At 69.2% G+C, this 20591-nt stretch carries 21 protein-coding genes; 11 read left to right on the top strand and 10 right to left on the bottom strand.

Annotated features, from left to right (window positions below; all coding sequences use genetic code 11):
- Positions 1-47: 47 nt before the first annotated feature.
- Positions 48-1172 (bottom strand): N-methyl-L-tryptophan oxidase, encoded by a 1125-nt coding sequence (solA, locus tag MRBLWO12_RS11680; RefSeq protein ID WP_363555630.1) that lies wholly within the window; start codon positions 1170-1172, stop codon positions 48-50.
- Positions 1173-1482: 310 nt separating this feature from the next.
- Here solA and MRBLWO12_RS11685 point away from each other — a divergent pair, with 310 nt between their 5' ends.
- Positions 1483-1689 (top strand): CsbD family protein, encoded by a 207-nt coding sequence (locus MRBLWO12_RS11685; protein WP_363555632.1) that lies wholly within the window; start codon positions 1483-1485, stop codon positions 1687-1689.
- An 80-nt stretch (positions 1690-1769) separates the two neighbouring features.
- On the opposite strand, the gene MRBLWO12_RS11690 is transcribed toward MRBLWO12_RS11685, so the two are convergent.
- A complete protein-coding gene (locus MRBLWO12_RS11690; RefSeq protein ID WP_170198021.1) occupies positions 1770-1934 on the bottom strand; it encodes a hypothetical protein in 165 nt (54 codons plus the stop codon).
- A gap of 124 nt (positions 1935-2058) precedes the next feature.
- On the opposite strand from MRBLWO12_RS11690, the gene MRBLWO12_RS11695 reads away from it, so the two are divergent.
- The 6 genes from MRBLWO12_RS11695 to MRBLWO12_RS11720 all read left to right on the top strand — a co-directional run bounded on the left by MRBLWO12_RS11695 (position 2059) and on the right by MRBLWO12_RS11720 (position 7984).
- Positions 2059-2325, top strand: a complete 267-nt coding sequence (locus MRBLWO12_RS11695) for a DUF7218 family protein (RefSeq protein ID WP_363555634.1) — start codon at positions 2059-2061, stop codon at positions 2323-2325.
- Between the two features lie 9 nt (positions 2326-2334).
- On the top strand, positions 2335-3411 hold the full coding sequence (locus MRBLWO12_RS11700) for a carboxylate-amine ligase (protein WP_363555636.1): 1077 nt from the start codon (positions 2335-2337) through the stop codon (positions 3409-3411).
- A gap of 50 nt (positions 3412-3461) precedes the next feature.
- On the top strand, positions 3462-4868 hold the full coding sequence (locus MRBLWO12_RS11705) for an MFS transporter (RefSeq protein ID WP_363555638.1): 1407 nt from the start codon (positions 3462-3464) through the stop codon (positions 4866-4868).
- 36 nt (positions 4869-4904) lie between these two features.
- Positions 4905-5780: an endo alpha-1,4 polygalactosaminidase gene (locus MRBLWO12_RS11710; RefSeq protein ID WP_363555640.1), complete on the top strand. Its 876-nt coding sequence runs from the start codon at positions 4905-4907 to the stop codon at positions 5778-5780.
- 151 nt (positions 5781-5931) lie between these two features.
- Positions 5932-6135, top strand: a complete 204-nt coding sequence (locus MRBLWO12_RS11715; RefSeq protein ID WP_363555642.1) for a hypothetical protein — start codon at positions 5932-5934, stop codon at positions 6133-6135.
- 448 nt (positions 6136-6583) lie between these two features.
- Entirely contained in the window at positions 6584-7984 is a 1401-nt protein-coding gene (locus MRBLWO12_RS11720) for a threonine/serine ThrE exporter family protein (protein WP_363555644.1), read from the top strand.
- Between the two features lie 4 nt (positions 7985-7988).
- Here MRBLWO12_RS11720 and MRBLWO12_RS11725 read toward each other — a convergent pair whose 3' ends face one another.
- From MRBLWO12_RS11725 to MRBLWO12_RS11750, 6 genes are all read right to left on the bottom strand, one after another.
- A complete protein-coding gene (locus tag MRBLWO12_RS11725) occupies positions 7989-9077 on the bottom strand; it encodes an alkene reductase (protein ID WP_363555646.1) in 1089 nt (362 codons plus the stop codon).
- Positions 9078-9132: 55 nt separating this feature from the next.
- Positions 9133-10833: a long-chain-fatty-acid--CoA ligase gene (locus MRBLWO12_RS11730; RefSeq protein ID WP_363555648.1), complete on the bottom strand. Its 1701-nt coding sequence runs from the start codon at positions 10831-10833 to the stop codon at positions 9133-9135.
- Between the two features lie 143 nt (positions 10834-10976).
- Positions 10977-11459 (bottom strand): MarR family winged helix-turn-helix transcriptional regulator, encoded by a 483-nt coding sequence (locus MRBLWO12_RS11735; protein ID WP_363555650.1) that lies wholly within the window; start codon positions 11457-11459, stop codon positions 10977-10979.
- 54 nt (positions 11460-11513) lie between these two features.
- On the bottom strand, positions 11514-11948 hold the full coding sequence (locus MRBLWO12_RS11740) for a MarR family winged helix-turn-helix transcriptional regulator (protein WP_363555652.1): 435 nt from the start codon (positions 11946-11948) through the stop codon (positions 11514-11516).
- A gap of 22 nt (positions 11949-11970) precedes the next feature.
- On the bottom strand, positions 11971-13689 hold the full coding sequence (locus tag MRBLWO12_RS11745; protein WP_363555654.1) for a DHA2 family efflux MFS transporter permease subunit: 1719 nt from the start codon (positions 13687-13689) through the stop codon (positions 11971-11973).
- 459 nt (positions 13690-14148) lie between these two features.
- Positions 14149-15540 (bottom strand): helix-turn-helix domain-containing protein, encoded by a 1392-nt coding sequence (locus MRBLWO12_RS11750; protein WP_363555656.1) that lies wholly within the window; start codon positions 15538-15540, stop codon positions 14149-14151.
- Positions 15541-15656: 116 nt separating this feature from the next.
- Here MRBLWO12_RS11750 and MRBLWO12_RS11755 point away from each other — a divergent pair, with 116 nt between their 5' ends.
- Together MRBLWO12_RS11755 and MRBLWO12_RS11760 are read left to right on the top strand one after the other, a co-directional pair.
- Positions 15657-16754, top strand: a complete 1098-nt coding sequence (locus tag MRBLWO12_RS11755) for a Zn-dependent alcohol dehydrogenase (protein ID WP_363555658.1) — start codon at positions 15657-15659, stop codon at positions 16752-16754.
- Positions 16755-16881: 127 nt separating this feature from the next.
- The gene (locus tag MRBLWO12_RS11760; RefSeq protein ID WP_363558597.1) at positions 16882-18255 is read left to right on the top strand and encodes an APC family permease; all 1374 of its coding nucleotides are present in this window, start codon (positions 16882-16884) and stop codon (positions 18253-18255) included.
- 122 nt (positions 18256-18377) lie between these two features.
- On the opposite strand, the gene MRBLWO12_RS11765 is transcribed toward MRBLWO12_RS11760, so the two are convergent.
- Positions 18378-18758 carry a cupin domain-containing protein gene (locus tag MRBLWO12_RS11765; protein ID WP_363555660.1) on the bottom strand — a complete coding sequence of 127 codons (381 nt, stop codon included), beginning with the start codon at positions 18756-18758 and terminating at the stop codon, positions 18378-18380.
- A 122-nt stretch (positions 18759-18880) separates the two neighbouring features.
- On the opposite strand from MRBLWO12_RS11765, the gene MRBLWO12_RS11770 reads away from it, so the two are divergent.
- Both MRBLWO12_RS11770 and MRBLWO12_RS11775 read left to right on the top strand, forming a co-directional pair.
- Complete coding sequence (locus MRBLWO12_RS11770) at positions 18881-19510, top strand: phosphatase PAP2 family protein (protein ID WP_363555662.1); 630 nt, start codon at positions 18881-18883, stop codon at positions 19508-19510.
- Between the two features lie 38 nt (positions 19511-19548).
- Entirely contained in the window at positions 19549-20118 is a 570-nt protein-coding gene (locus MRBLWO12_RS11775) for a GNAT family N-acetyltransferase (protein ID WP_363555664.1), read from the top strand.
- On the opposite strand, the gene MRBLWO12_RS11780 is transcribed toward MRBLWO12_RS11775, so the two are convergent.
- Entirely contained in the window at positions 20112-20576 is a 465-nt protein-coding gene (locus MRBLWO12_RS11780; RefSeq protein WP_363555666.1) for a GNAT family N-acetyltransferase, read from the bottom strand. The genes MRBLWO12_RS11775 and MRBLWO12_RS11780 overlap by 7 nt on opposite strands.
- Positions 20577-20591 lie beyond the last annotated feature (15 nt).

The following is a 20591-nucleotide window of genomic DNA, read 5'->3' on the forward strand; positions in this document are numbered from 1 at the left end:
CATGGGTGAAACCTCCATATCAGCGGCTGTCGGGGAGCCGTGGCGGATCAGCGGGTCAGGGCGGGAGGGGCGAACGCGGAGATGTCGTCCGACGTCTCGCCGTCGAGTGCGAGCTCGGACAGGATCCGCCCGAACGCCGGAGTGAACTTGAAGCCGTGTCCTGCCGACAGCGCGACGATGATGTCGGGGTGCGCAGAGAGCGGCCCCAGCACGAAGCGGCGGTCGGGTGTGAGCGCGTACTGGCAGGTCACGGTGCGCAGCTCGGATCCCGCATCGGGGATCAGTCCGCGCACGAATGCCCCCAGCTCGTCGGCGAGCTCCCGCGAGGGGACGAAGGTGCGCTCGGCCGGCGTCATCCGGTTCTCCGACACGTCGCGTGCGGCCTTGACCGTCGGCTCCCCGAAGGTCGGGAACCCGTAGAAGCACTCCTCGTCCTCCCAGATCCACACCGGGAACCGATCGGGTCCGAGCGGCTCCGGGTTCTCCGGGCGGAAGTACGTCACCTGCTCCTGCATGATGTCGAGCGGGATGGCGGCGCCGAGCGGTTCCAGCAGTGTGTTGGTCCACGCGTCGGCGGCGACGATGACCTTGTTCGCGCGGACCGCGCCGTTGGCCGTGCGGACGATCACGCCGTCGCCATCCGGCTCCAGCATCTCGACCGTCGTGCGATCGCGGATGTCGGCGCCGAGCGCCCTGGCCCGCAGCTGCAGCGTGGCGACCGTGCGGGAGGCATGCGCGATGCCGGAGTCGGGCGTATAGACGGTCTCGACGTTCTCGGGGATGCGGAACTGCGGCCAGCGCGCGTGCACCTCAGCGGGAGTGAGGAGTTCGTGCGGCACGTCGCACTCGGTGAGAGCGGAGGTGAAGTCGGAGGCGGAGTAAGGGCCGTCCGTCGGCAGGAAGATCACTCCCCCGGTGACGGTGAGCAGTCGCTCACCGGACTCCTGCTCGAGGTCGGCCCAGTCGCGGTAGGCGGACTGCGCGAGACGCACGTACTCGGGAGCGCCGTAGGAGGTGCGCACGATGCGCGAGGTGTCATGTGAGGCGCCGCGCACGTGCCCGAGCTCGTACTGCTCGAAGGCGACGACACGCGCTCCGCGGCGAGCCAGGTGATACGTGGCCGCGCTGCCCAGCGCGCCCATCCCCACCACTGCCACCTCAAAGGTCCCCATGACGCTCCGTCCTGTCGTGTTGTGTGCGATAGCTCAGTGTGGACAGTCCCGTCACCGCTCAGCCATGGGTCGACAACCCATGCCGGAGGGACATGAATGTGTGGTGCACACGGCAGCGACGACGCACAGGGGTCGGGCGTCGAGCGGCCGGACCGCCTTCGGGGGCGGTGGCTCCCAGTCTCGCGGAACATGAGGGCGGTCGCGCACGACGCACTGTCACGGCGCGCGCCGCTTGTCAATCCCGTGGCCGGGTTCGCGCGGGAATGCGAGGGTGGCAGTCCCATTGATCGTTCGAGGAGAGGAGCACGCCATGAGTGCTGCAGACGACATCAAGAACGCCGCCGAGAAGGCCGCGGGCAAGGTCAAGGAGAACGTCGGGAAGGTCACCGACAACGAGCAGCTCGAGGCCGAGGGCCGAGCAGATCAGGTCAAGGCCTCCGCGAAGCAGGCCGGCCAGGACGTGAAGGATGCCGCCGAGAAGGCCGGCGAGAACGTCCGAGACGCATTCAAGGAGTGAGACCTACGCCGATGGCGGGTCTCACTCCTTGAGTCTCGATTCAGGAGGGGGCCCGCCATCCGGCGGACCCACAGCTGAGGTCAGACCTTGCGGCTGCCGGAGATGCTCCGGATCAACCAAGCGATCACAGCGATCGCCAGCAGGACCAGTCCGACCCAGAGCAGGAACTGCAGCGACTGGACCAGTCCGCCGGTGATCGCGAGGATCACGGCGATGACGATGACGATGATGAGGAGGATGTTCATCGGTCTTCCCTTCTTCCGGGGCTGGGCACCCCGATTGCAGTTCACCACGCTAGGCCCGTCCGACCGATCCGGGGGAGGGGGTTGACGTGGACACCCCCGAGATGCCATTGAGAGGAATCAGAGCATGCCTGGACGTCGTAACAACTCGCTGAAAGACCCGGAGCTGTACGAAGAGCTTCGCGATGACGGTGCGTCGAAGGAGAAGGCCGCGCGCATCTCCAATGCCGCCGCAAGGGACGGACGCAGCACGGTCGGCCGCCGCGGCGGCGAGCACGGCGACTACGAGGACTGGACGGTCGCCGAACTGCGCAGCCGTGCGAAGGAGCTCGGTCTGACCGGGTACAGCCGCAAGCGCAAGGCGGAACTGATCTCCGCGCTCCGGAACCACTAGGCGCCCCTGATGGCGCGGTTCGGGATCGAAGAGGAGTTCGTCCTCCTAGATAGCGAGTCGCTCGTGCCGACCGCGATCACGGCGGAGGCGCGGCGGCGGATGGAGACCTCCCCGCTCGCGGGGCATGTGATGCCCGAGTACCTCACCTGTCAGGTCGAGTGCGCGACGGATCCGCTGAACACACGCGCCGAAGCTCTCGAGCAGTTGCGCGGCCTGCGCAGCGCGATCGCCCACCATGCCGCAACGAGCGGCGCCGTCGCCGCATCCACTGGCACGCCCTTCGCGACCACGGGGACCGTCGAGGTCTCGGCCTCACCGCACTACGACGAGGTCGCCGCGCTGCTGAAGCACATCACGCGAGGCCACGAGGTCAACGGCCTGCACGTGCACGTGGAGGTACCGGACGAGGCCGAACGGGTGCGTGTCCTCAACCGCATCCGCGGCTGGCTCCCTCTCCTTCTCGCTCTCAGCGGGAACAGCCCGTTCGCCGACGGCCTCGACTCGGGTTTCGACAGCTGGCGGAGCATCCTGATCCGACGCCTGCCGTCGTCGTGGTGCCCGCCGGTGTTCCGCGACATCGACGGCTACCGGGCGCACATCGACCAGCTCGTGGCCCTCGGCGCCATCGCCGAGCCCGCGTCGCTGTCGTGGGCCGTGCGGATCTCGGAGCGCTTCCCGACGGTCGAGGTGCGGGTCTTCGATGCGCAGCTCGATCCCGAGGACAGCCTGCTCGCGGCGGCGCTGGTGCGGGCGATCGCCCTCACCGACGACGCCCCATGGTCGAACGTCGACCTCGACGCCATCGACGCGTCACTGTGGACCGCAGCGCGTCACGGCAGGGACGCGCGCATCACGCACCCCGCCTCCGACGACGTCGTGGAAGCGGGAACAGCGGCTTCCCGGCTGCTCGATGCCATCGGGCCCGCGCTCGACGAGTCAGACGATCGGGCGTTCGTGGAGGAGCGGATGGCGCGCATCCGCACCGACGGCACCGGCGCTGCACGCCAGCGGCGGGCCTTCGCCAGAGCCGGGGTCGAGGGACTGCGGGAACTGTACCGTCAGGGCACAGCGGTCGCGCCCGAGTAGCCGACTCTTCATCTGCCCCTGAGGTCGTCGGCCGAGAGTAGGGTCGGGCTGTGGCCTCCTTCGCCCCTCTCCAGCGGCTCGTGATCTCGATCGCCGTGCTCGCCTCGTTCGTCACGTTCCTCGACGGCACGGTCGTCACCGTCGCCCTGCCCGCGATCAGCGAAGAGCTCGGCGGCGGCATCACGACCCAGCAGTGGGTCGTGGACTCGTACCTGATCACGCTGAGTGCGTTGATCCTGCTGGCCGGATCGGTCTCCGACGCCTACGGGCGGGTGGTCGTGATGCGCGTGGGACTGATCTCCTTCGGTATCGCCTCTGTCGCGGTGGCCGCCTCGATCGATCCCCTCATGCTGATCATCTCGCGCGCCGCGCAGGGCGCGGCCGGCGCCCTGCTGGTGCCGAGCTCGCTCGCCCTGATCACCGCGACCATGCGCGCCGGCGTGCAGGCCAGGGCGATCGGTGTGTGGACGGCCTTCACCACCGGCGCGCAACTGGTGGGCCCGCTCCTGGGCGGGCTGTTCGTCGACTACCTCTCCTGGCGCTTCGTCTTCCTGATCAACGTCATCCCGATCGGCATCACTCTGCTGCTGCTCGCCCGGCTGCGTCTGCCGGAGCATCCGCGCGGCGTCAAGGTGGACTGGTGGAGCGGCGCACTGTGCGCGGTCGGGCTGGGTGCGGTCGTGTTCGCGCTCATCGAGCAGCCCAACCTCGGGTGGGGCTCTCCCGCCATCTGGATCCCGGGCATCGGCGGCGCCGCCCTCTTCGTCTGGTTCCTGCTGCGCCAGCGGCGCTCCGCCGAACCGCTCATGCCGCTCTGGCTGTTCCGGGTGCGCGACTTCGGCTGGGGCAACCTGGCGACCCTGTTCGTGTATGCGGCGCTGTCGCTCAGCGGCTTCGTGATCGGCGTCTACCTGCAGCAGGGTGCGGGCCTCTCGGCGACCGCCGCCGGCCTCGCGAGCCTGCCGATGACGATCCTGATGATCCTGCTCAGCGCCCGTGCCGGACAGTGGGCCGGACGCTTCGGCCCCCGCATCTTCATGACCGTCGGCCCCCTGCTGATGGCGGCGGGCGCACTGCTCCTGCTGCTGGTCTCGACCGAGTTCTCTTACTGGTGGCAGGTGCTCCCCGCCATGATCGTGATGGGTCTCGGCCTCTCGCTCACGGTCGCCCCACTGACCGCCGCGATCCTCGGCGCGATCGACGAGTCGCACTCCGGCATCGCCTCGGCCGTGAACAACGCCGTCTCACGCGTCGCCGGCCTGCTCGTGGTCGCGATGCTGTCGACCATCGTCGGAGGCTCACTCGATCTGGACGGCTTCCACAACGCCGCCTGGGTCACCGCCGTGCTGCTCGTGCTCGGCGGCGTGGTGTCGTGGATCGGCATCCGCCGCAACCCCGCCGAAGCCGTCGACGCTCCCGCGACCGCCCCGGGAGGACCCGTACCCGCAGCCCGATGACGGTGCTCGACGCTGCATCCGACCTATGCTCGAGGGATGCTCGAACGAGATCGGCGAACGGGACGAGGCACCCTCGCGGCGCTCGTCACGGTGCTCGTCACCGTCCTCGCGCTCACGGGCTGCACGGTCGGCTCCGCCATGGACCCGCACTCCGAGCACTCCGGCGATGCCCCGGCGGGCGGAGACTGGTCGCTGCCGCCCGCCGGCGCCACACCCGACTACCAGCTCGGCGGAGCGTATGAGCCGGCGGCCGAGGTCGGCATCGTGGGGCGTGATCGGTCAGCGGATCCCGCGGCCGACGCCTACTCGATCTGTTATGTGAACGGCTTCCAGACGCAGCCCGGTGAGCTCGGCAGCTGGGACGCAGATCTGCTGCTGCAGCACGATGGCGCGACGGTGTTCGACCCGGACTGGCCCGACGAGGCCCTGCTCGACACGTCGACCGCCGACCGCCGTGAGCGCATCGCCGCGCAGATCATCCCCTGGATCGAAGGCTGCGCGGATGACGGCTTCGCGGCTGTCGAATTCGACAACCTCGACTCCTACACCCGGTCCGACGATACGCTCTCGCTCGACGACAACCTCGCCCTCGCCACCCTCTTCGTCGATGCCGCCCACGGCGCGGGCCTCGCGGCCGGCCAGAAGAACGCCGCCGAAGACGCCGCGGCACTCCGCGACCGGGCGGGCTTCGACTTCGCGGTGACGGAGGAGTGCGCCGTCTTCGAGGAGTGCGACGTGTACACCGCGGTGTACGGCGCGCACGTGATCGACATCGAGTACAGCGACGAGCTGCCGCGCAGCTTCGCGGAGATGTGCGCGGATGCGGAGTCGCCGGCGTCGATGGTGCTGCGCGACCGCGACCTGGTCACCCCCGACAACCCGGCGTATGTGTTCGAGACCTGCGGCGCGTGAGCGGAGCCAGCGCTCGACCGTGACCGGCGGGGCCGCGACCACGGGTCGCGCACATTGTCAACGGGTGCGCGCGGCGGCGCGGAGTGCGCGAGGCTGAGCATCCGATCGCCCCGATCCGGCGGCGCGGAGCATCCGACCAGAGAGGACAACCATGTCCGACCCCCGTTCATATCCCGAGGACCAGGGACCGTTCGACGCCGCCGCGGAGACGCCGGCCGGCGAGAAGGTCTTCACCGCCGACGACGACACCCACGATGACGACACCGACGACGACGCTGACGGCCTCGACCCGCTCGAACAGGGCGACGAGGCGAACGTCGACCCCGACATGGGGCTCAGCAACTCCACGGAGTGACCCTGACGGCCGCTTCCGGCGCGCGGGTTGCAGGAGGATTCGCGGGTTGCAGGATGACTCGCCGGGAATCCCTCCTGCGACCGGCGGATCTTCCTGCAGGTCGGGCGAGGCGGCCACAGGAGTCGACGGCCGAAAACCGCCGGTGACCCGCTCCGCCCCCTGAGGACGACAGCGGACCACCGGCGCGCGGAACTCACGCGGAGGCCGCACCCTCCCGAAGCCACCGCGGTTCCACGTTCCCGAACCTATGCGTGGGTGCTCGGGCACGACGAGGGGGTTGCCTCGCGGGGCACGGATGCAGTATCCCGCGTCCCCCTGGCTCCGAGTGCACGGTCTGGCGTCGAGTGCACGACATCGCCGCGCACGCACGCCGTGCACTCGGCAGCATCCCGTGCACTCGGCGAGCGCGGGAGCGCGGGAGCGCGGGAGCGCGGGAGAGAATGGATGCATGTCCCCGAAGTCCCCGCGGCGACTGCTCGCCTCCCTCCGCCGGATCGTGCACAGCGACCCCTCGGCCGTGGCCCTCACCGAAGTGATGCCCGTGATCGACGAGGGCATGGTGCCCAAGGTGCTCGACCTGTCGACCCGCATCGGCGAGTCGATGTTCGCCGTCGGGGCGTCGGCGCATGAGGTCACTCTCGCCATCACGCGCGTCTGCGATGCCTACGGACTCCGCGGCGTACAGGTCGATGTGACGTACAACTCGATCACGGTCTCCTTCCACCTCAGCGGCGAGGTGTGGCCGGAGACGCTGGTGCGCGTGGTGCGCGTGGCGGCGCCGGATCACGCCAAGCTCCAGCGCGTGCAGGCGCTGGTCTCCGACATCCGCGGCGGGCTGGACCTGGAGTCCGCGCGCACCGCGTTCCGGGTGATCCGTCGCGTGCCGTTCCGCTACCAGCAGCCCGTGGTCGTGGTCGCCCGCGCGATGCTCGCGGTCGGGGTGAGCATCCTGCTCGGCGCCTCGCCGCTCATCGTGGGCCTGACCTTCATCGCGGCCCTCGCCGCCGCCCTCACCCAGGCCGGACTCGCCCGCCTGCGCGTACCCCTGTTCTTCAGCCAGATCGCCGGAGGCTTCGTCACCACCGTCGTCGCCGTCGTGGTGTCGGCGCTCGGGGCCGCGGGGATCGAACCGTTCGTCGACATCCGGCCATCCATCATCGTCGCCTCGGGCATCGTGCTGATGCTCGCAGGCCTCACCGTCGTCGGTGCGGCGCAGGATGCGATCGATGGGTTCGCCCTGACCGCGGGCGGTCGCATCCTCGATCTCACGATGCAGACCCTGGGCGTCGTGATCGGCATCCTGGTGGGACTCGAACTCGGCACCGTGCTCGGCTTCACTATGGAGCTGCCCGACGACCCTGCGCCGTTCGGTCCGCTGCCGAGCGTGTTCGCGGGCGCGATCATCATCGCGGTCGCCGTGGCCGTGTTCAACGGGGCCGGGATCCGGATCATCCTCGTGAGCGCACTGCTGAGCGCCATCACGATCGCCGGGTACACGCTCGCGACCACCCTGAACGTGCACCCGGCTGCGGCGAGCGCGATCGGCGCCCTGCTCGCGAGCTTCGTCGGGGTGCTGATCGCGCACAACCTGCACGTGCCGTCGGTGGCCGTCACGACCGCGGCGATCGTGCCCCTGGTCCCCGGTGTCGCCGTGTTCCAGGGGCTGCTCGAGATGGTGCACACCGATGGTTCGGCATCGGATGTCGTCGGCGCCGGCGGCTCGCTCATCTACGCCGCGATCATCGGCGTCGGACTTGCCTCGGGCGCATCACTGGGCCTCTACCTGGGCACCCCCGTGCGCGCCACGCTCGGGAGCGTCACGAAGACCCGCGCCCGCGTGCGCCGCTGAGCGCTCAGGCCCCCGCGCGCACCGTCTCGAGCGACGGGTAGTCGGTGTACCCCTCGGCGGTGAAACCGTAGAACAGCTCGGGGCGGGGCTCGTTGAGCTCCGCGTCCTGCAACCAGCGCTCGACGAGGTCGGGGTTGGCGATGACCGGACGCCCGGCGGCGACCGCGTCCGCCCAGCCGTCCTCGACCAGCTCCTCGGCGTCGGTGCGGGTGGTCGGCACGGCGAAGCCGGTGTTGACGATCAGGGGTGCACCGGCAGTGCGGCGGATGTGCTGCACGAGCTCGCTGGTCGGCGCGGCCTGGAGCACGTCGACGAAGGCGAGCCCGAGCGGCGCGAGCCCTTCGGCGACCGCGGTGTAGGTCGCGCGCACATCCGCGTCGTCCTCTTCCAGCACGCCCTGGATGTTGTGCTGCGGCGAGAGCCGGATGCCCGTGCGGTCGGCGCCCACAGCCTCGGCGACCGCCGTGGTGACCTCGATCGCGAAGCGGGCGCGGTTCTCGGGCGATCCGCCGTACTGGTCTTCGCGGATGTTCGACACCGGCGACAGGAACTCGTGCACGAGGTAGCCGTTCGCACCGTGCACCTCGACGCCGTCGAGTCCGGCGGCGATCGCGTTGCGCGCGGCCTGCGCGAACTGCTCGACCACGGCCGGGATCTCCTCGGCGGTCAGGGCGTGCGCGACCGGCAGGTCGGCCTTGCCCTCGGGAGTGCGGGTCTGCCCCGGTGCGGCGAGCGCGCTGGGTGCGACAACCCTCGGCTCCCCCGAGATCGCCGGGTGCCCCACGCGTCCGCCGTGCATGAGCTGCATCACGATCGTGCCGCCGGCCTCATGCACGGCATCCGCGATGCGCCGCCATCCCTCGATCTGCGCGGGGGTGACGATGCCGGGCTGCCCCGGGTACGACTTGCCTTCGGCCGCCGGCCACGTTCCCTCGGTGATGATGAGGCCTACCCCGGCGCGCTGACGGTAGTACTCGACCATCACGTCGGTCGGCACACCGTCTGCGTCGGCACGCGTGCGGGTCAGCGGCGCCATGACGACGCGGTTGGACAGCTGCAGGGCGCCGAAGACGGCTGGCTCGTAAAGACTCACAGTGGGAGGTAAGGCGGGGGCGGGGCGCGGTATTCCCTCGTAGCGGTTACCCGGGTCACTCCCCGTCCAGCATCCGCTCCCTGACCTGCCTCCGCAGCACCTTGCCGATGAGCGAGCGCGGCAGATCATCGACCGCGACGATGCGCTTCGGCACCTTGTACGGGGTGAGCCTGGTGCGACAGAAGTCGCGCAGCGCACTCGCGTCGAGTTCGGCACCCTCGCGCAGCACGACCGCCGCGGCGACCTCTTCGCCGCCACTGGATCGCGGTAGCCCGACTACGGCTGCGGCGACCACATCGGGATGCGCCTCCAGCGCGTCCTCCACCTCGCTGGGCGACACGTTGAAACCGCCGGTGATGATGAGCTCCTTGAGCCGGTCGACGATCGTCACGAATCCATCCGCCGACACTTCGGCGATGTCGCCGGTGCGCAGCCATCCGTCGGAGAGCAGCACATCCGCTGTCTCGCCCCGGCGCCCCCAGTACCCCTGGAACACCTGCGGACCGCGGATGAGCAGCTCGCCGCGCTCGCCGGCCGGCAGATCGACGTCGGTGTCTGCGGGGTCCACGACGCGGATCTCCGTGCTCGGGAAGGGCACGCCGACGGTTCCGGGACGACGGGTCCTACCCATCGGATTGCCCAGCGCGACCGGTGAACTCTCGGTCATGCCGTATCCCTCGACCAGCAGGCCGCCCGTTGCCTCCTCCCAGCGCTGCACGGTCGCGACCGGCAGACTCATCGCGCCGGAGATCGCGAACCGCACCGTCGACAGATCGATGGTCCCGCGGGCGGCCGCGCGGGCGAGCTGATCGTAGATCGGCGGCACTGCGGGAAGGAACGTGGGCGGGCTCGTCCGCGCCGCCGCGGTCACCAGCCCGAGATCGAACGTGGGGAACAGTACAAGCTTCGCGCCGATGCTCATGGCGAAGGTGAGGCAAAGCGTCATGCCGTAGGCGTGGAACAGCGGCAGCACCCCGTAGAACGTCTCCTCGCCGTCGACGAGTCCCGGCACCCATGCACGCCCCTGCATCGCGTTGGCGCGCAGGTTCGCATGGGTCAGGATCGCGCCCTTGGGGACCCCGGTGGTTCCACTCGTGTACTGCAGCAGCGCGGTGTCGCTCAGCGTCGGCCCGGGGACGCGGCGCGACACGCGTCGGTGGTCGAGCAGCGACTTCCAGGAGATCAGGTGTCGCGCCTTCGGGGTGCCGGTCAGCTTCGCTCTCGACTCGCGGGCCTTCGGCACGGGGAGTCGCAGCAGCAGACGCTTCGACAGCGGCATCGCGGCCGTGAGGTCGACGCTCACGATGTGCTCGACGGTGAGGTCGGACGGGAAGCCGGCGACCGTGTCGGCGACCTTATCCCAGACGATCGCGACCCGCGCGCCGTGGTCCTCGAACTGATGCCGCAGTTCCCGCGCGGTGTAGAGCGGGTTGTGCTCGACCACGATGGCGCCGAGACGAAGCGTCGCATAGAACGCCACCACGTGTTGGGGGCAGTTGGGCAGCACGAGTGCGACGCGGTCACCCTTGCCGACGCCGAGCCGGCGCAATCCCTCGGCCGCGCGCTCGATCTGCACTCCGAGCTCTCGGTAGGTGGTGACGGCACCGAAGAACTCGAGCGCGGGGCGCCGCGCGAACGTCTGCACGCTCGCCGCCATCATCTCGGGCAGGGTCTGCGTCGGCTCGTCGATCTCCGCGGGAACGCCGTCCGCATAGGAGCTGAGCCACGGGCGGGAGTCGTACGGATGGGAGGTCATGCCTCCATCCTCCCTCGCGGAGCTATGACCAGCCAGGGGTCGCGTCATCGCCGCATCCGAACGGGGATGCGACTGTTCAGGACCTCTGAGGAAGCGCACCGTGCCGCAGCAGGCCCAGGCCCAGAGACTCAGAGACCCAGCCCTCAGTCACCGAAGGCGGCGAGCAGCTCCGCGAAGTGATCGAGGTCGTCCGCGGACCAGCGCCGGAGCCGTTCAGCCAGGCGCGCCTCGTACCGCGAGCGGGCGAGTGCCACCCGCTCCTGCGCCAGATCGGTGGCGACCAGCACGCGGGCCCGACGGTCCTCCGGGTCGCGGACGCTCTCCACCAGCCCCAGCTCCTCGAGCTGACGAACGTGGCGGCTGACGGCGGACTTGTCGGTCTGCAGTCGTTCGATGATGGCCCCTGCTGAGGTGGCCTTGCCCGTCGCGATCGACGTCAGCACCTGATAGCCCAGCGGCTGCAGATCGGGATGCACGGTGGCCGCGGCCTCGCGCCAACTCACGCGGATCCGGGCGAAGAGACGCCCCAACTCGTGCTCGACGCGGGCGACCGCCTGGTCGAGATCGGGCTTCTCAGCGGCGTCCGGCGCTGCGGATCGGGCGGGGTCGTCGGACGAGGCGCTCATGCTCGCCAGCTTACGGCGAAGCCCCCGCCGACGGAGAGACGGCGGGGGCTTCGATCAGACCTCGGAGAGCAGCCGGAAGACCTTCGACGCGGCATCGATCTCGTCCTGTGTCAGCCCCGCCACGACCGTGCGCAGGCGCGTGGCGTGGTCACGCCGCAGCTGGGCGAGTGCGTCATGTGCTGCGGGCGTCGCCGTCAGCACGCGCTGGCGGCCGTCGCGCTCGTCCGGGCGCGACTCGATCAGACCCAGTTCCTCCAGCATCCGCACCTGGCGGCTGATGACGGACTTGTCCATCTCGAATCGTTCCGCGAGCTCGTGGGCGTTCGCCGTGTCGGCTCGCTCGATGAACGTCAGCAGTTTGTAGCCGCCGACCTGCAATTCCGGATCGATGCGTGCCGCTGACTCCTTCCACAGCGTCCGCGTCCTCGCGAAGATGAGGTTCAGATGTGTCTGCAGGTCACTGAGGGCAGTGTCGACGTCCGAGGACATCGCCGCTTCCGAGGCGACCATGTCAGCGCCCCGACTCCCGGTCTTCGCGCTCAAGCACGGTCACCGATCCGGTGGTCGTCGGCGTGGACTCGGTGCCGGCGATCCGGATGGACCCGGTGGCCAGCGATGCACCGACCTCGGCCTCGGCGACCTCGATCACCGATTCCTCTGCCTGCTCGCGCAGCTGCTCGGCGGCATTCTTGGTCGACAGCGGCTTGTTCTTGATGAACGCGATCGCGATGATCGAGATCACCGCCAGCGGGATCGCGATGATGAAGGCGTCGGCGATGCCGTGACCGTATGCCCCTTCGACGATCGCGCGGATCGTGTCGGGGAGCTGTGCCACCTTCGGCACGTCACCCGAGGCGAGGTGCTGCAGCGCGTCGACCTCGTCCTGCGTGGTCGGGGTGAAGCCCTTGAGCGCGTCGGTCATGTAGGTGGCGACGCTGGTCGAGAGCATGGCGCCCATGACCGTGACGCCGATGGTGCCGGCGATCGTGCGGAAGAAGTTGACGTTCGACGAAGCCGCGCCGAGCTGCCGCGGGGGCGTGTCGTTCTGCACGATGAGGGTGAGGTTCTGCATGACCATGCCGAGACCGGCGCCGAGGACGAACATGTAGACGGCGACCAGCGGGAACGGGGTGTCGTAGCGCAGTGTCGACATCAGGCTGACGCCGATCGTGGTCAGCGTGGCGCCCGTGAGCATCCAGCCCTTCCACTTTCCGAACCGGCTGACGAGCTGGCCGATGATGATCGACGCCCCCATCTGGCCGATGATCATCGGGATCGTCATGAGACCCGACTCGGTGGGTGTGGCACCTCGCGCGAGCTGGAAGTACTGGGCGAGGAACACCGACGTGGCGAACATCGAGACGCCGATGGCGATCGACGCGATCACCGAGAGGGTGAAGGTGCGGTTCCGGAACAGCGACATCGGGACGATCGGTTCCTTGACGAAGAACTCGACCGCGATGAACCCTGCGATCGCGACGCCGGCGGTCGCGGCGAGCATGATGCTCGTCGAGGAGTCCCAGTCGAACTGGCTGCCGCCCATCGACACCCAGATGAGAAGCGTCGAGACGCCGACCGCGAGGAGGACGATGCCGAAGTAGTCGATCGACACCTTGGTGTCACGCTGGGGCTTCGGCAGATGCAGCGTGAACTGCAGCAGCACGAGGGCGAGGATCGCGAACGGCACGCCGACGAAGAAGTTGGAGCGCCAGCCCCACACGTCGGTGAGGAGTCCACCGAGCAGCGGGCCGCCGATGGTGCCGAGGGCCATGATGCCGCCGACGACGCCCATGTACTTGCCACGTTCACGCGGAGAGATGATGAGGGCCACGGCGATCATCACGAGCGACATCAGGCCACCGACGCCGATGCCCTGCACGACGCGCACGGCGATCAGCATGTTCGTGTCGGTCGAGAAGCCGGCGATCACGGTGCCGACCGTGAAGATGATGAGCGACAGCTGCACCAGGATCTTGCGGTCGACGAGGTCGGCGAGCTTGCCCCAGATGGGCGTGGAGACGGCGGTCGCCAGCAGGCTCGCCGTGATGACCCAGGTGTACTGGGACTGGGTGCCGCCGAGGTCGGCGATGATGACCGGCATCGAGGTCGAGACGACGGTGCCCGAGAGCACCGCGACGAACATGCCGACCACGAGGCCGGAGATCGCGGTGAAGACCTCACGAGGCGATCGTGTCGCCTCGGAGATCGAAGAAGAAGAGGGTGTTGTCACGGGGAAGAGCTCCTGCGTAGAAAGTTGATAAGAGTCAACTATACGCCTACTAGTTGCAGAAGTGCAACTATGGACCCCAAGCAACGATCCGGCGGATGCCGACCCTCAGGAAACTCTCAGCAAAAACTCGTGTCCCCCATTTGGGGGACACGGATTTTCGCGCTAGTCTCGATCAACGTAGCTGGGGCTACACGGGCTGAGCGTCTGGGGCGCTGAGCCAAAAAAGCAAGGAACAGAGGCGTCACCCCTTGGTGGCAGTGCCCCTCGAGAATCCGGCTGGGGAGCCGGAGAACTCGAGAGGGGCACCTGTTCCCCGCGACGGTCGGCGCGCACCCGAGCGACACCGATCTCCCATCGCGGAACTCCCCGTTGCGGGCCTCGTCACCCTGGACGAGGCCCGCAAGGGTCAGTCCACGGTGGTAGCGAGCATGCACACTCGCTGACGCCACCCCTCCGGTTCTACGCCTGAGCCCGCAGCGCGATCCAGGCGGCGGCCCGGTCGTCGGGGCTCGACATCGACAGCCCCGTGAGCTGTTCGATCCGGCGCACACGGGCGGCCAGCGTCTGCCGATGCACCCCCAGTCGAGCGGCAGCAGCGCCCCACGCACCGTTCTCGGCCAGGAACCCCCGCAGCGTGTCGATGAGGTCGTCGTCGCGGAGAGGTTCCAGCACCGATGCCAATCGCCGCGCATCGGGCGGAGACAGTCGGTCCAGCACGAGGTCGATGGTCGGCATGCCGCGATAGCGGACCACACCACGCCCCTCGGCTACGGCGACCTCATGGGCGCGACGCGACTCCTCGGCCGAGCCCGCGAGCGCGTCGATGGGGGCGGGCGAACCGAGGCCGAGGTGCAGCGGCACCGAGAACGCCGCCGCCCGCCGCGCGATCTCCTCGATGTGCTCCTCGCGCGCGAAGCCGGTCACCACGCCGTGCGAGGCGGACAGCAGGTGCGGAGCTCCGAGATCTTCCAGCCAATGGATGACGACGCGTTCGGCATCGACGTCGGATGACCGCGCGGAGAGCGCGAACGCCGCGAGGGTGCGATCGCGCACGCCCCATTCCTTCGCCAGCGCGAGGGCGGTGCGCCCGCCTTCTTCGAGGACGCGCATCATCGTGGCTCGACCGAGCCGCTCCGTGCGGCTGCCGTCGTGCGTGCGCAGCAGCAGGTCGAGCAGCGCCGCGGCCTGCGAACTCAGGTCGCGCGCCCGGCTCGTCGATCCGCTCCGCGCGGTCACGACCAGGAATGCCGACATGTCTTCATCCGTGCCCACGGGGTGCACCTGCAGCGCGCGACTGCGCACCCGCACCGGGCGGTTGAACGCCACCGCGACGGCATCCCCCACGTGCAGTGCGCCTGCCCCGGCGGAAGCTATCGGTTGCGCGTCGCGGTCGAGCAGCACCGCCCATCCGTCGAGTCTTCTGGCGAGTTCGGCGACGACGCCGGCGACGCCGCTGCGGCGCGCTGCCAACGCCAGCACCTTGGTGGCGGCCAGCACGGCTCGGTCCTCCGCCGCCGCGTCGGTCGCGAGCAGCGCCTGCAGGGTCGGCAACACCACCGCGGGCTCCATGGCGGGTTCGATGATCGCAGTCACCCCATCGGGCACGGGGTCGAGCACCCCCGTCACGACGACGACGGCGAGCCGGAGCGGAGTGCCGCGCTCGTCGCTGTCGAGGGCGGACACGACATCGGCGGGGTCGCCGACGACGAGGGTCGCGAACTGCGGATGCGGCACGACGGCGAAGTCCGCGAGGGGCACGACGCTCGATACTGCTGCGCGGGCCCCGAGTGCGCCTCCGTCGACAAGGGTCCCGCCCAGCAGGCGGGCGACCGACGCCAGGTCTCGTGCCATACCCGAAGTATAAGGAATGTCGATCACGCCCGCTGAAACTCATCATTTTGATGAATGACACGGAGGTGCGTGCGTTCCTACGATGGGGCCCGACCTACACGAACGAAGGGGGCCACATGCAGGCCATCGTATTCCGCGACACCGACAGCCCGATCGAGCACACCGAGGTGCAGCTCGCGCCCCCGGCTGCCGGCGAGGTGCGCGTGAAGATCGCCGCCGCAGGCGTCTGCCACTCCGACCTGCACGTCAAGCGCGGCGAGTGGACAGCCGCCGCCCCGATGGTCATGGGCCATGAGGGCTCTGGCGTGGTCGTGGAACTGGGCGAGGGCGTGACCTCGCTCGCTGTCGGTGACCACGTCGTGCTCAGCTGGGTGCCGCCGTGTGGCGAGTGCCGGTACTGCCGTTCCGGCCACGAAGCGCGCTGCCAGAAGGTGGCGACGGTCGTCGCCCCGCACGGCGTGCTGTTCGACGGCACCTCGCGCCTGAGCAAGGACGGCGAGACGATCCACCACTACCTCGGCGTCTCCTCGTTCGCAGAGGAAGTCGTGGTTCCCGCCTCCGGCGCCATCAAGGTGCGCGACGACGCCCCGCTCGACGTCATCGCCGTCGTCGGATGCGCGGTCGCGACGGGCGTCGGTGCCGTGATGAACACGGCTGGCGTCGAACCCGGTGCGCTCGTCGCCGTGATCGGATGTGGAGGCGTCGGCCTGAACGTCATCCAGGGCGCACGTCTCGCCGGTGCCGAACGGATCGTGGCGATCGACGTCCGCGAGGACAAGACGCGCCTGGCAGCCCAGTTCGGCGCCACGGACCAGATCGTCGCTCCCGACGGCGACGCGGTCGCGCAGCTGCGCGCACTCCTGCCCGACGGTGTCGACTACGCCTTCGACGCGATCGGCCGCACCATCACCACCGAGCAGTCCATCGAGATGCTCGGACTCGGCGGTGCCGCCGTGATCGTGGGCCTCCCGCCGACCGGCGCGCGGGCGTCGTTCGAGCCCCTCGTGCTGGCCGAGGCCGACCAGCGCATCCTCGGCTCGAACTACGGCTCGGTGCGTCCGGCCATCGACATCCCGGCGCTCGTCGACCGGTACATGGACGGCCAGCTGATCCTCGACCCGCTGATCTCCTCGCGCCGCCCGCTCGCCGAGGCTGCCGAGGCGTTCGCCGAGCTCGAATCCGGCCAGGCGCTGCGCACCCTCCTCATCCCCTGACCCGCACTCCCTACCCTCCCCTATCCGCACTCCGACAAGACCCGATGCGAAGGAGCACCCCTTGACCACGACAGCCCACCAGCAACCGCCCGGCACACCGACCGACGCGGGACTGCGCCGCGGTGTCATGAGCGGCCCGGAGCTGGCCGCCCAGGCGATCGCCAACATCGCCCCGAGTGCGGTGATCGCCTTCACCGCCGCCGCGATCTTCCTCGGCGCCGGCAACGGCACCATCTACGCGTTCGGACTCGCGACGATCGTGATCCTCTGCGTCGGCTACTGCGTGGTGGTGTTCGCCCGCAAGCACGCTTCTGCCGGCTCGCTCTACACCTACGTGTCGAAGGGACTCGGCCCCGCAGGCGCGTACCTGGCCGGTGCGACGCTGCTGATCGGATGCTTCGGCATCGCGGCGGCATCGCTCATGGGGTCGGTCTCGTACATGAGCCAGTTCCTCACCCTCCTCGGCGTGCCCGCGTCCGGCCTCGGCTGGAGCATCGGACTCGCGATCGTGCTCGGCGGTCTCGCGACGCTGTTCACCATCCGCGGCATCCGGCTCTCGGCGCGCGTGTCCCTCGTGCTCGAGCTGCTGTCGGTCGCGATCATCCTGGTGCTGCTGATCTCGGCGCTCGTGTGGGCAGGTCCCGGAGCCTGGGATCCGGCGCAGCTGCTGGCCGAGGGCTCGTCGTTCCAGGGCATCGCCGCCGGCATGGTGCTCGGAATCCTCGGCTTCGTCGGCTTCTCCTCGGCGGATGCGCTCGGACGCGAGGCGAAGAACCCTTACAAGGCCATCCCCCGCGCCATCATGTGGAGCGCCCTCACCGTCGGCATCCTCTACGTCTTCGCGGCGTACACCCAGATCGCCGTTCTCGGCGATGACCTGGCCACCGCGGCGAGCCCGCTGGAGAGCATGTCCGAGCTCATCGGCATGCCGGCCTGGTTCGCACCGGTGCTCACGTTCGGTGTCGCGGCATCGTTCTTCGCCGTGGTCGTCGCCCCGCTCAACGTCATCGGCCGCATCGTCTACGTGATGGGCAAGGAGGGCGTCGTGCACGAGCGGTTCGGCCGCACGCACGAACGTCACCTCACGCCGCACCGCGTACTGCTGGCCGCCGGCGCACTGGCCGTCGTGGTCGACATCGTCTTCCTGGTCGCGGGCGCAGATCCCATGGAGATCCTGGTGTGGGTCAACACCTGGGGCACCTACGGCTACATGGTCGCGTACGCGCTGGTCGCGATCGCGTGCGTGGTCTACACGCAGCGCGCCGGCATGCGGAACGGACTCGTCTGGGTCTGCGCGACGATCGCCGTCGCCACCATGGCATACGTCTTCTTCGCGAACGTGTTCCCGGTTCCGGCATTCCCGTTCAACGTGATCCCCTACGTGTTCATCGTCTGCGTGCTCGCGGCACTCACCCGGTACTGGTACCTCAAGGCCCGCCAGCCCGAAGTGATCGCCCGCATCGGCAACACCGAGACCTCGGCGATGGACGGAGTCGGCTGATACGGCATCCCCCCTCCGTATCAGCGGCTGCGAGACGTGACCCGAATCCTCGTCTCGCAGCGAAGAAGGCCCCGCCTCTCCGGTCCCGGAGCGGCGGGGCCTTCTGGGTGCGCACCGGTCTCTCAGACCGGCGCGGATTCCCCGAATTCACGAAGCTGCGACGTCATGTCTCCACCGGCATCGCCCGTGTTGACCGTGCCCTTCGGCTCGAACAGGATCGCGTGCACCTCTTCGTCTGCGCGGGGGCAGTGCTCGACGCCCCGCGGCACGACGAACACATCGTTCGGACCCAGCACGACGTCGCGATCGCGCAGTTGAATCGTCAGCACGCCTTCGAGGACCATGAAGAGCTCGTCGGTGTCGGGATGCGTGTGCCAGACGAACTCTCCGCGCACCTTGACGACCTTGACGTCGTAGTCGTTGATACTCACCAGCCGGTGCGGCTGCCAGTGCTCGGTGATCGTCCCCAGAGCCGCCTGCACGTTCCGCACATCATCAGTCATGTGCTCCACGATAGGCCGATGCAACCATGATGCGGGGCGCGCGTGCATCCCTCCGCGGGATGATCTCGACTACCCCCAGGGGCCGATGCGCACCGCCTGCGCCCCACCGTACCTTCGAGATCATGGCTTCACTCGCGCTTCCCCGTCGTCTGCTCCTGCCACTCATCACCGTCGGCGCACTCGCGCTCCTGGTGCTCATCGTGCCAGCGCCCGGCAGCCTCAGTGTCGTCGCCACCCGCTCGCTCGCGGGTCTGGGGGCCGGCTTCTCGCACATCGACCTCGTCTCCGAGGTCGGACTGGCGGCGCTGGCGCTCGTGACCGCCGGCGCCATCGTGCTCTCGTGGCTGCGGCATCCTGAGCGCCGGCTGGCGACGGGCGTGGCGGCGTTCGGCGTCGTCATCGCCTACGCCGCCAGCGAGGGGGCCAAGCTGCTCTTCGCCCAGGCCCGCCCGTGCGCCCGGTGGGCCATCGCCGGCGAATGCCCACCGGCGGGCGACTGGTCGCTTCCGTCGAATCACGCCACCCTCGCGTTCGGCGCGATGGTCGTCATCGCCCTCGCCGCAGGCCGATCGTGGATAGTCTGGACGGCTGCCGCTCTCGCTGCCCTCGTCGCCGCCGGCCGGGTCGCGCAGGGCGTGCACTATCTGCACGATGTCGCGCTCGGCGCGATCTTCGGCCTCGTGATCCCGACGGTGCTCGTCGCGATCGCCGTGACGTTCGTGCAGCGCGCGCAGCGCCGGAGCACCACGTAGGCACGCGGTATCCCCATCCGAACGACCCCAGAGGATTCATGAACGACCAGCTCACCACCCTGTCCGTCCTGACCGTACCCACGCTGTCGACCACGCGCCTACGGCTCGAACCGCTGGCCCTGGTCCACCTCGATCACGTGATGGAGGGCCTCACCGATGAGGAGACGCTCCGCCTGACCGGCACCCGCGCGGTGTTCGAACGGGACGCGGTGGCCCGTCATCTCGACTCGCTCCACGCGCGGGCGGATCGTGCGGACTGGGCGATCATCGATCTCGCGACCGGAGGCTACGTCGGCGAAGTCGTGCTGAACGAGCTCGACGAGGAGAACGCGGCGATGAACTTCCGTATCGCGTTGGCTCCGGGGTGGACCGGGCGCGGCTACGGAACGGAAGCCACCGGCGCCGTGCTCGAGCATGCCTTCGACGGCCTCGGGCTGCATCGGATCGCCCTCGACGTGTACTCGTTCAATCCTCGCGCCGCGCGCTCCTACGAGAAGGCCGGGTTCCGCTACGAGGGGCGCCAGCGGCACACCCTGTTCTGGGACGGCGAATGGGTGGACTCCATCCTCATGTCGGTCCTGAGCACGGACGACCGCCCCGGTCACTGACGCGGCCGGCTGAAGCGGATCATTCCGTCATCGACTCCCCCGTCGATCCAGCCGATGCTCTGGAAGAACTGCCGCGCAGCGTGGTTCTCCGGGTCGACGAACGCGCACCAGGAGGTCGTCGGAGGGTGACCGTCCCAGTCCAGTGCGGCGTCCACCGACCGCCGGCCGAGTCCTGAGCGCCGCCGACGGGGGTCCACCGCGATATCGCTGATCACATGCGCCGCGTTCGCCTCGTCCCACACGCAGCCCACGACGGCGATGGGGTGACCACGCTCATCCTGCACGATGAGCTCGACACCGCCGTCGTCGGCGAGCACGTGTGCGAACCACTCGGTGTCGATCGGCCCCAGACGTTGATCGAGCACCGGATCATCGGCCCACTCCGCCAGCCACGACCAATCTGCGTCGACGATCCTGCGTGCACGGTCCCGCATCGGCTCAGACTTCGTACGCGGCATCGGCCAGTCCTCTCA

Origin of the sequence: Microbacterium sp. LWO12-1.2 (genome assembly GCF_040675875.1) — a bacterium.
Lineage (GTDB): Bacteria > Actinomycetota > Actinomycetes > Actinomycetales > Microbacteriaceae > Microbacterium.

Coding starts and splice junctions, on each gene's coding strand:
- solA (WP_363555630.1), bottom strand. CDS start 1,172: ATGGGGACCTTTGAGGTGGCAGTGGTGGGGATGGGCGCGCTGGGCAGC.
- MRBLWO12_RS11685 (WP_363555632.1), top strand. CDS start 1,483: ATGAGTGCTGCAGACGACATCAAGAACGCCGCCGAGAAGGCCGCGGGC.
- MRBLWO12_RS11690 (WP_170198021.1), bottom strand. CDS start 1,934: ATGAACATCCTCCTCATCATCGTCATCGTCATCGCCGTGATCCTCGCG.
- MRBLWO12_RS11695 (WP_363555634.1), top strand. CDS start 2,059: ATGCCTGGACGTCGTAACAACTCGCTGAAAGACCCGGAGCTGTACGAA.
- MRBLWO12_RS11700 (WP_363555636.1), top strand. CDS start 2,335: ATGGCGCGGTTCGGGATCGAAGAGGAGTTCGTCCTCCTAGATAGCGAG.
- MRBLWO12_RS11710 (WP_363555640.1), top strand. CDS start 4,905: ATGCTCGAACGAGATCGGCGAACGGGACGAGGCACCCTCGCGGCGCTC.
- MRBLWO12_RS11715 (WP_363555642.1), top strand. CDS start 5,932: ATGTCCGACCCCCGTTCATATCCCGAGGACCAGGGACCGTTCGACGCC.
- MRBLWO12_RS11720 (WP_363555644.1), top strand. CDS start 6,584: ATGTCCCCGAAGTCCCCGCGGCGACTGCTCGCCTCCCTCCGCCGGATC.
- MRBLWO12_RS11730 (WP_363555648.1), bottom strand. CDS start 10,833: ATGACCTCCCATCCGTACGACTCCCGCCCGTGGCTCAGCTCCTATGCG.
- MRBLWO12_RS11735 (WP_363555650.1), bottom strand. CDS start 11,459: ATGAGCGCCTCGTCCGACGACCCCGCCCGATCCGCAGCGCCGGACGCC.
- MRBLWO12_RS11740 (WP_363555652.1), bottom strand. CDS start 11,948: ATGTCCTCGGACGTCGACACTGCCCTCAGTGACCTGCAGACACATCTG.
- MRBLWO12_RS11750 (WP_363555656.1), bottom strand. CDS start 15,540: ATGGCACGAGACCTGGCGTCGGTCGCCCGCCTGCTGGGCGGGACCCTT.
- MRBLWO12_RS11755 (WP_363555658.1), top strand. CDS start 15,657: ATGCAGGCCATCGTATTCCGCGACACCGACAGCCCGATCGAGCACACC.
- MRBLWO12_RS11760 (WP_363558597.1), top strand. CDS start 16,882: ATGAGCGGCCCGGAGCTGGCCGCCCAGGCGATCGCCAACATCGCCCCG.
- MRBLWO12_RS11765 (WP_363555660.1), bottom strand. CDS start 18,758: ATGACTGATGATGTGCGGAACGTGCAGGCGGCTCTGGGGACGATCACC.
- MRBLWO12_RS11770 (WP_363555662.1), top strand. CDS start 18,881: ATGGCTTCACTCGCGCTTCCCCGTCGTCTGCTCCTGCCACTCATCACC.
- MRBLWO12_RS11775 (WP_363555664.1), top strand. CDS start 19,549: ATGAACGACCAGCTCACCACCCTGTCCGTCCTGACCGTACCCACGCTG.
- MRBLWO12_RS11780 (WP_363555666.1), bottom strand. CDS start 20,576: ATGCCGCGTACGAAGTCTGAGCCGATGCGGGACCGTGCACGCAGGATC.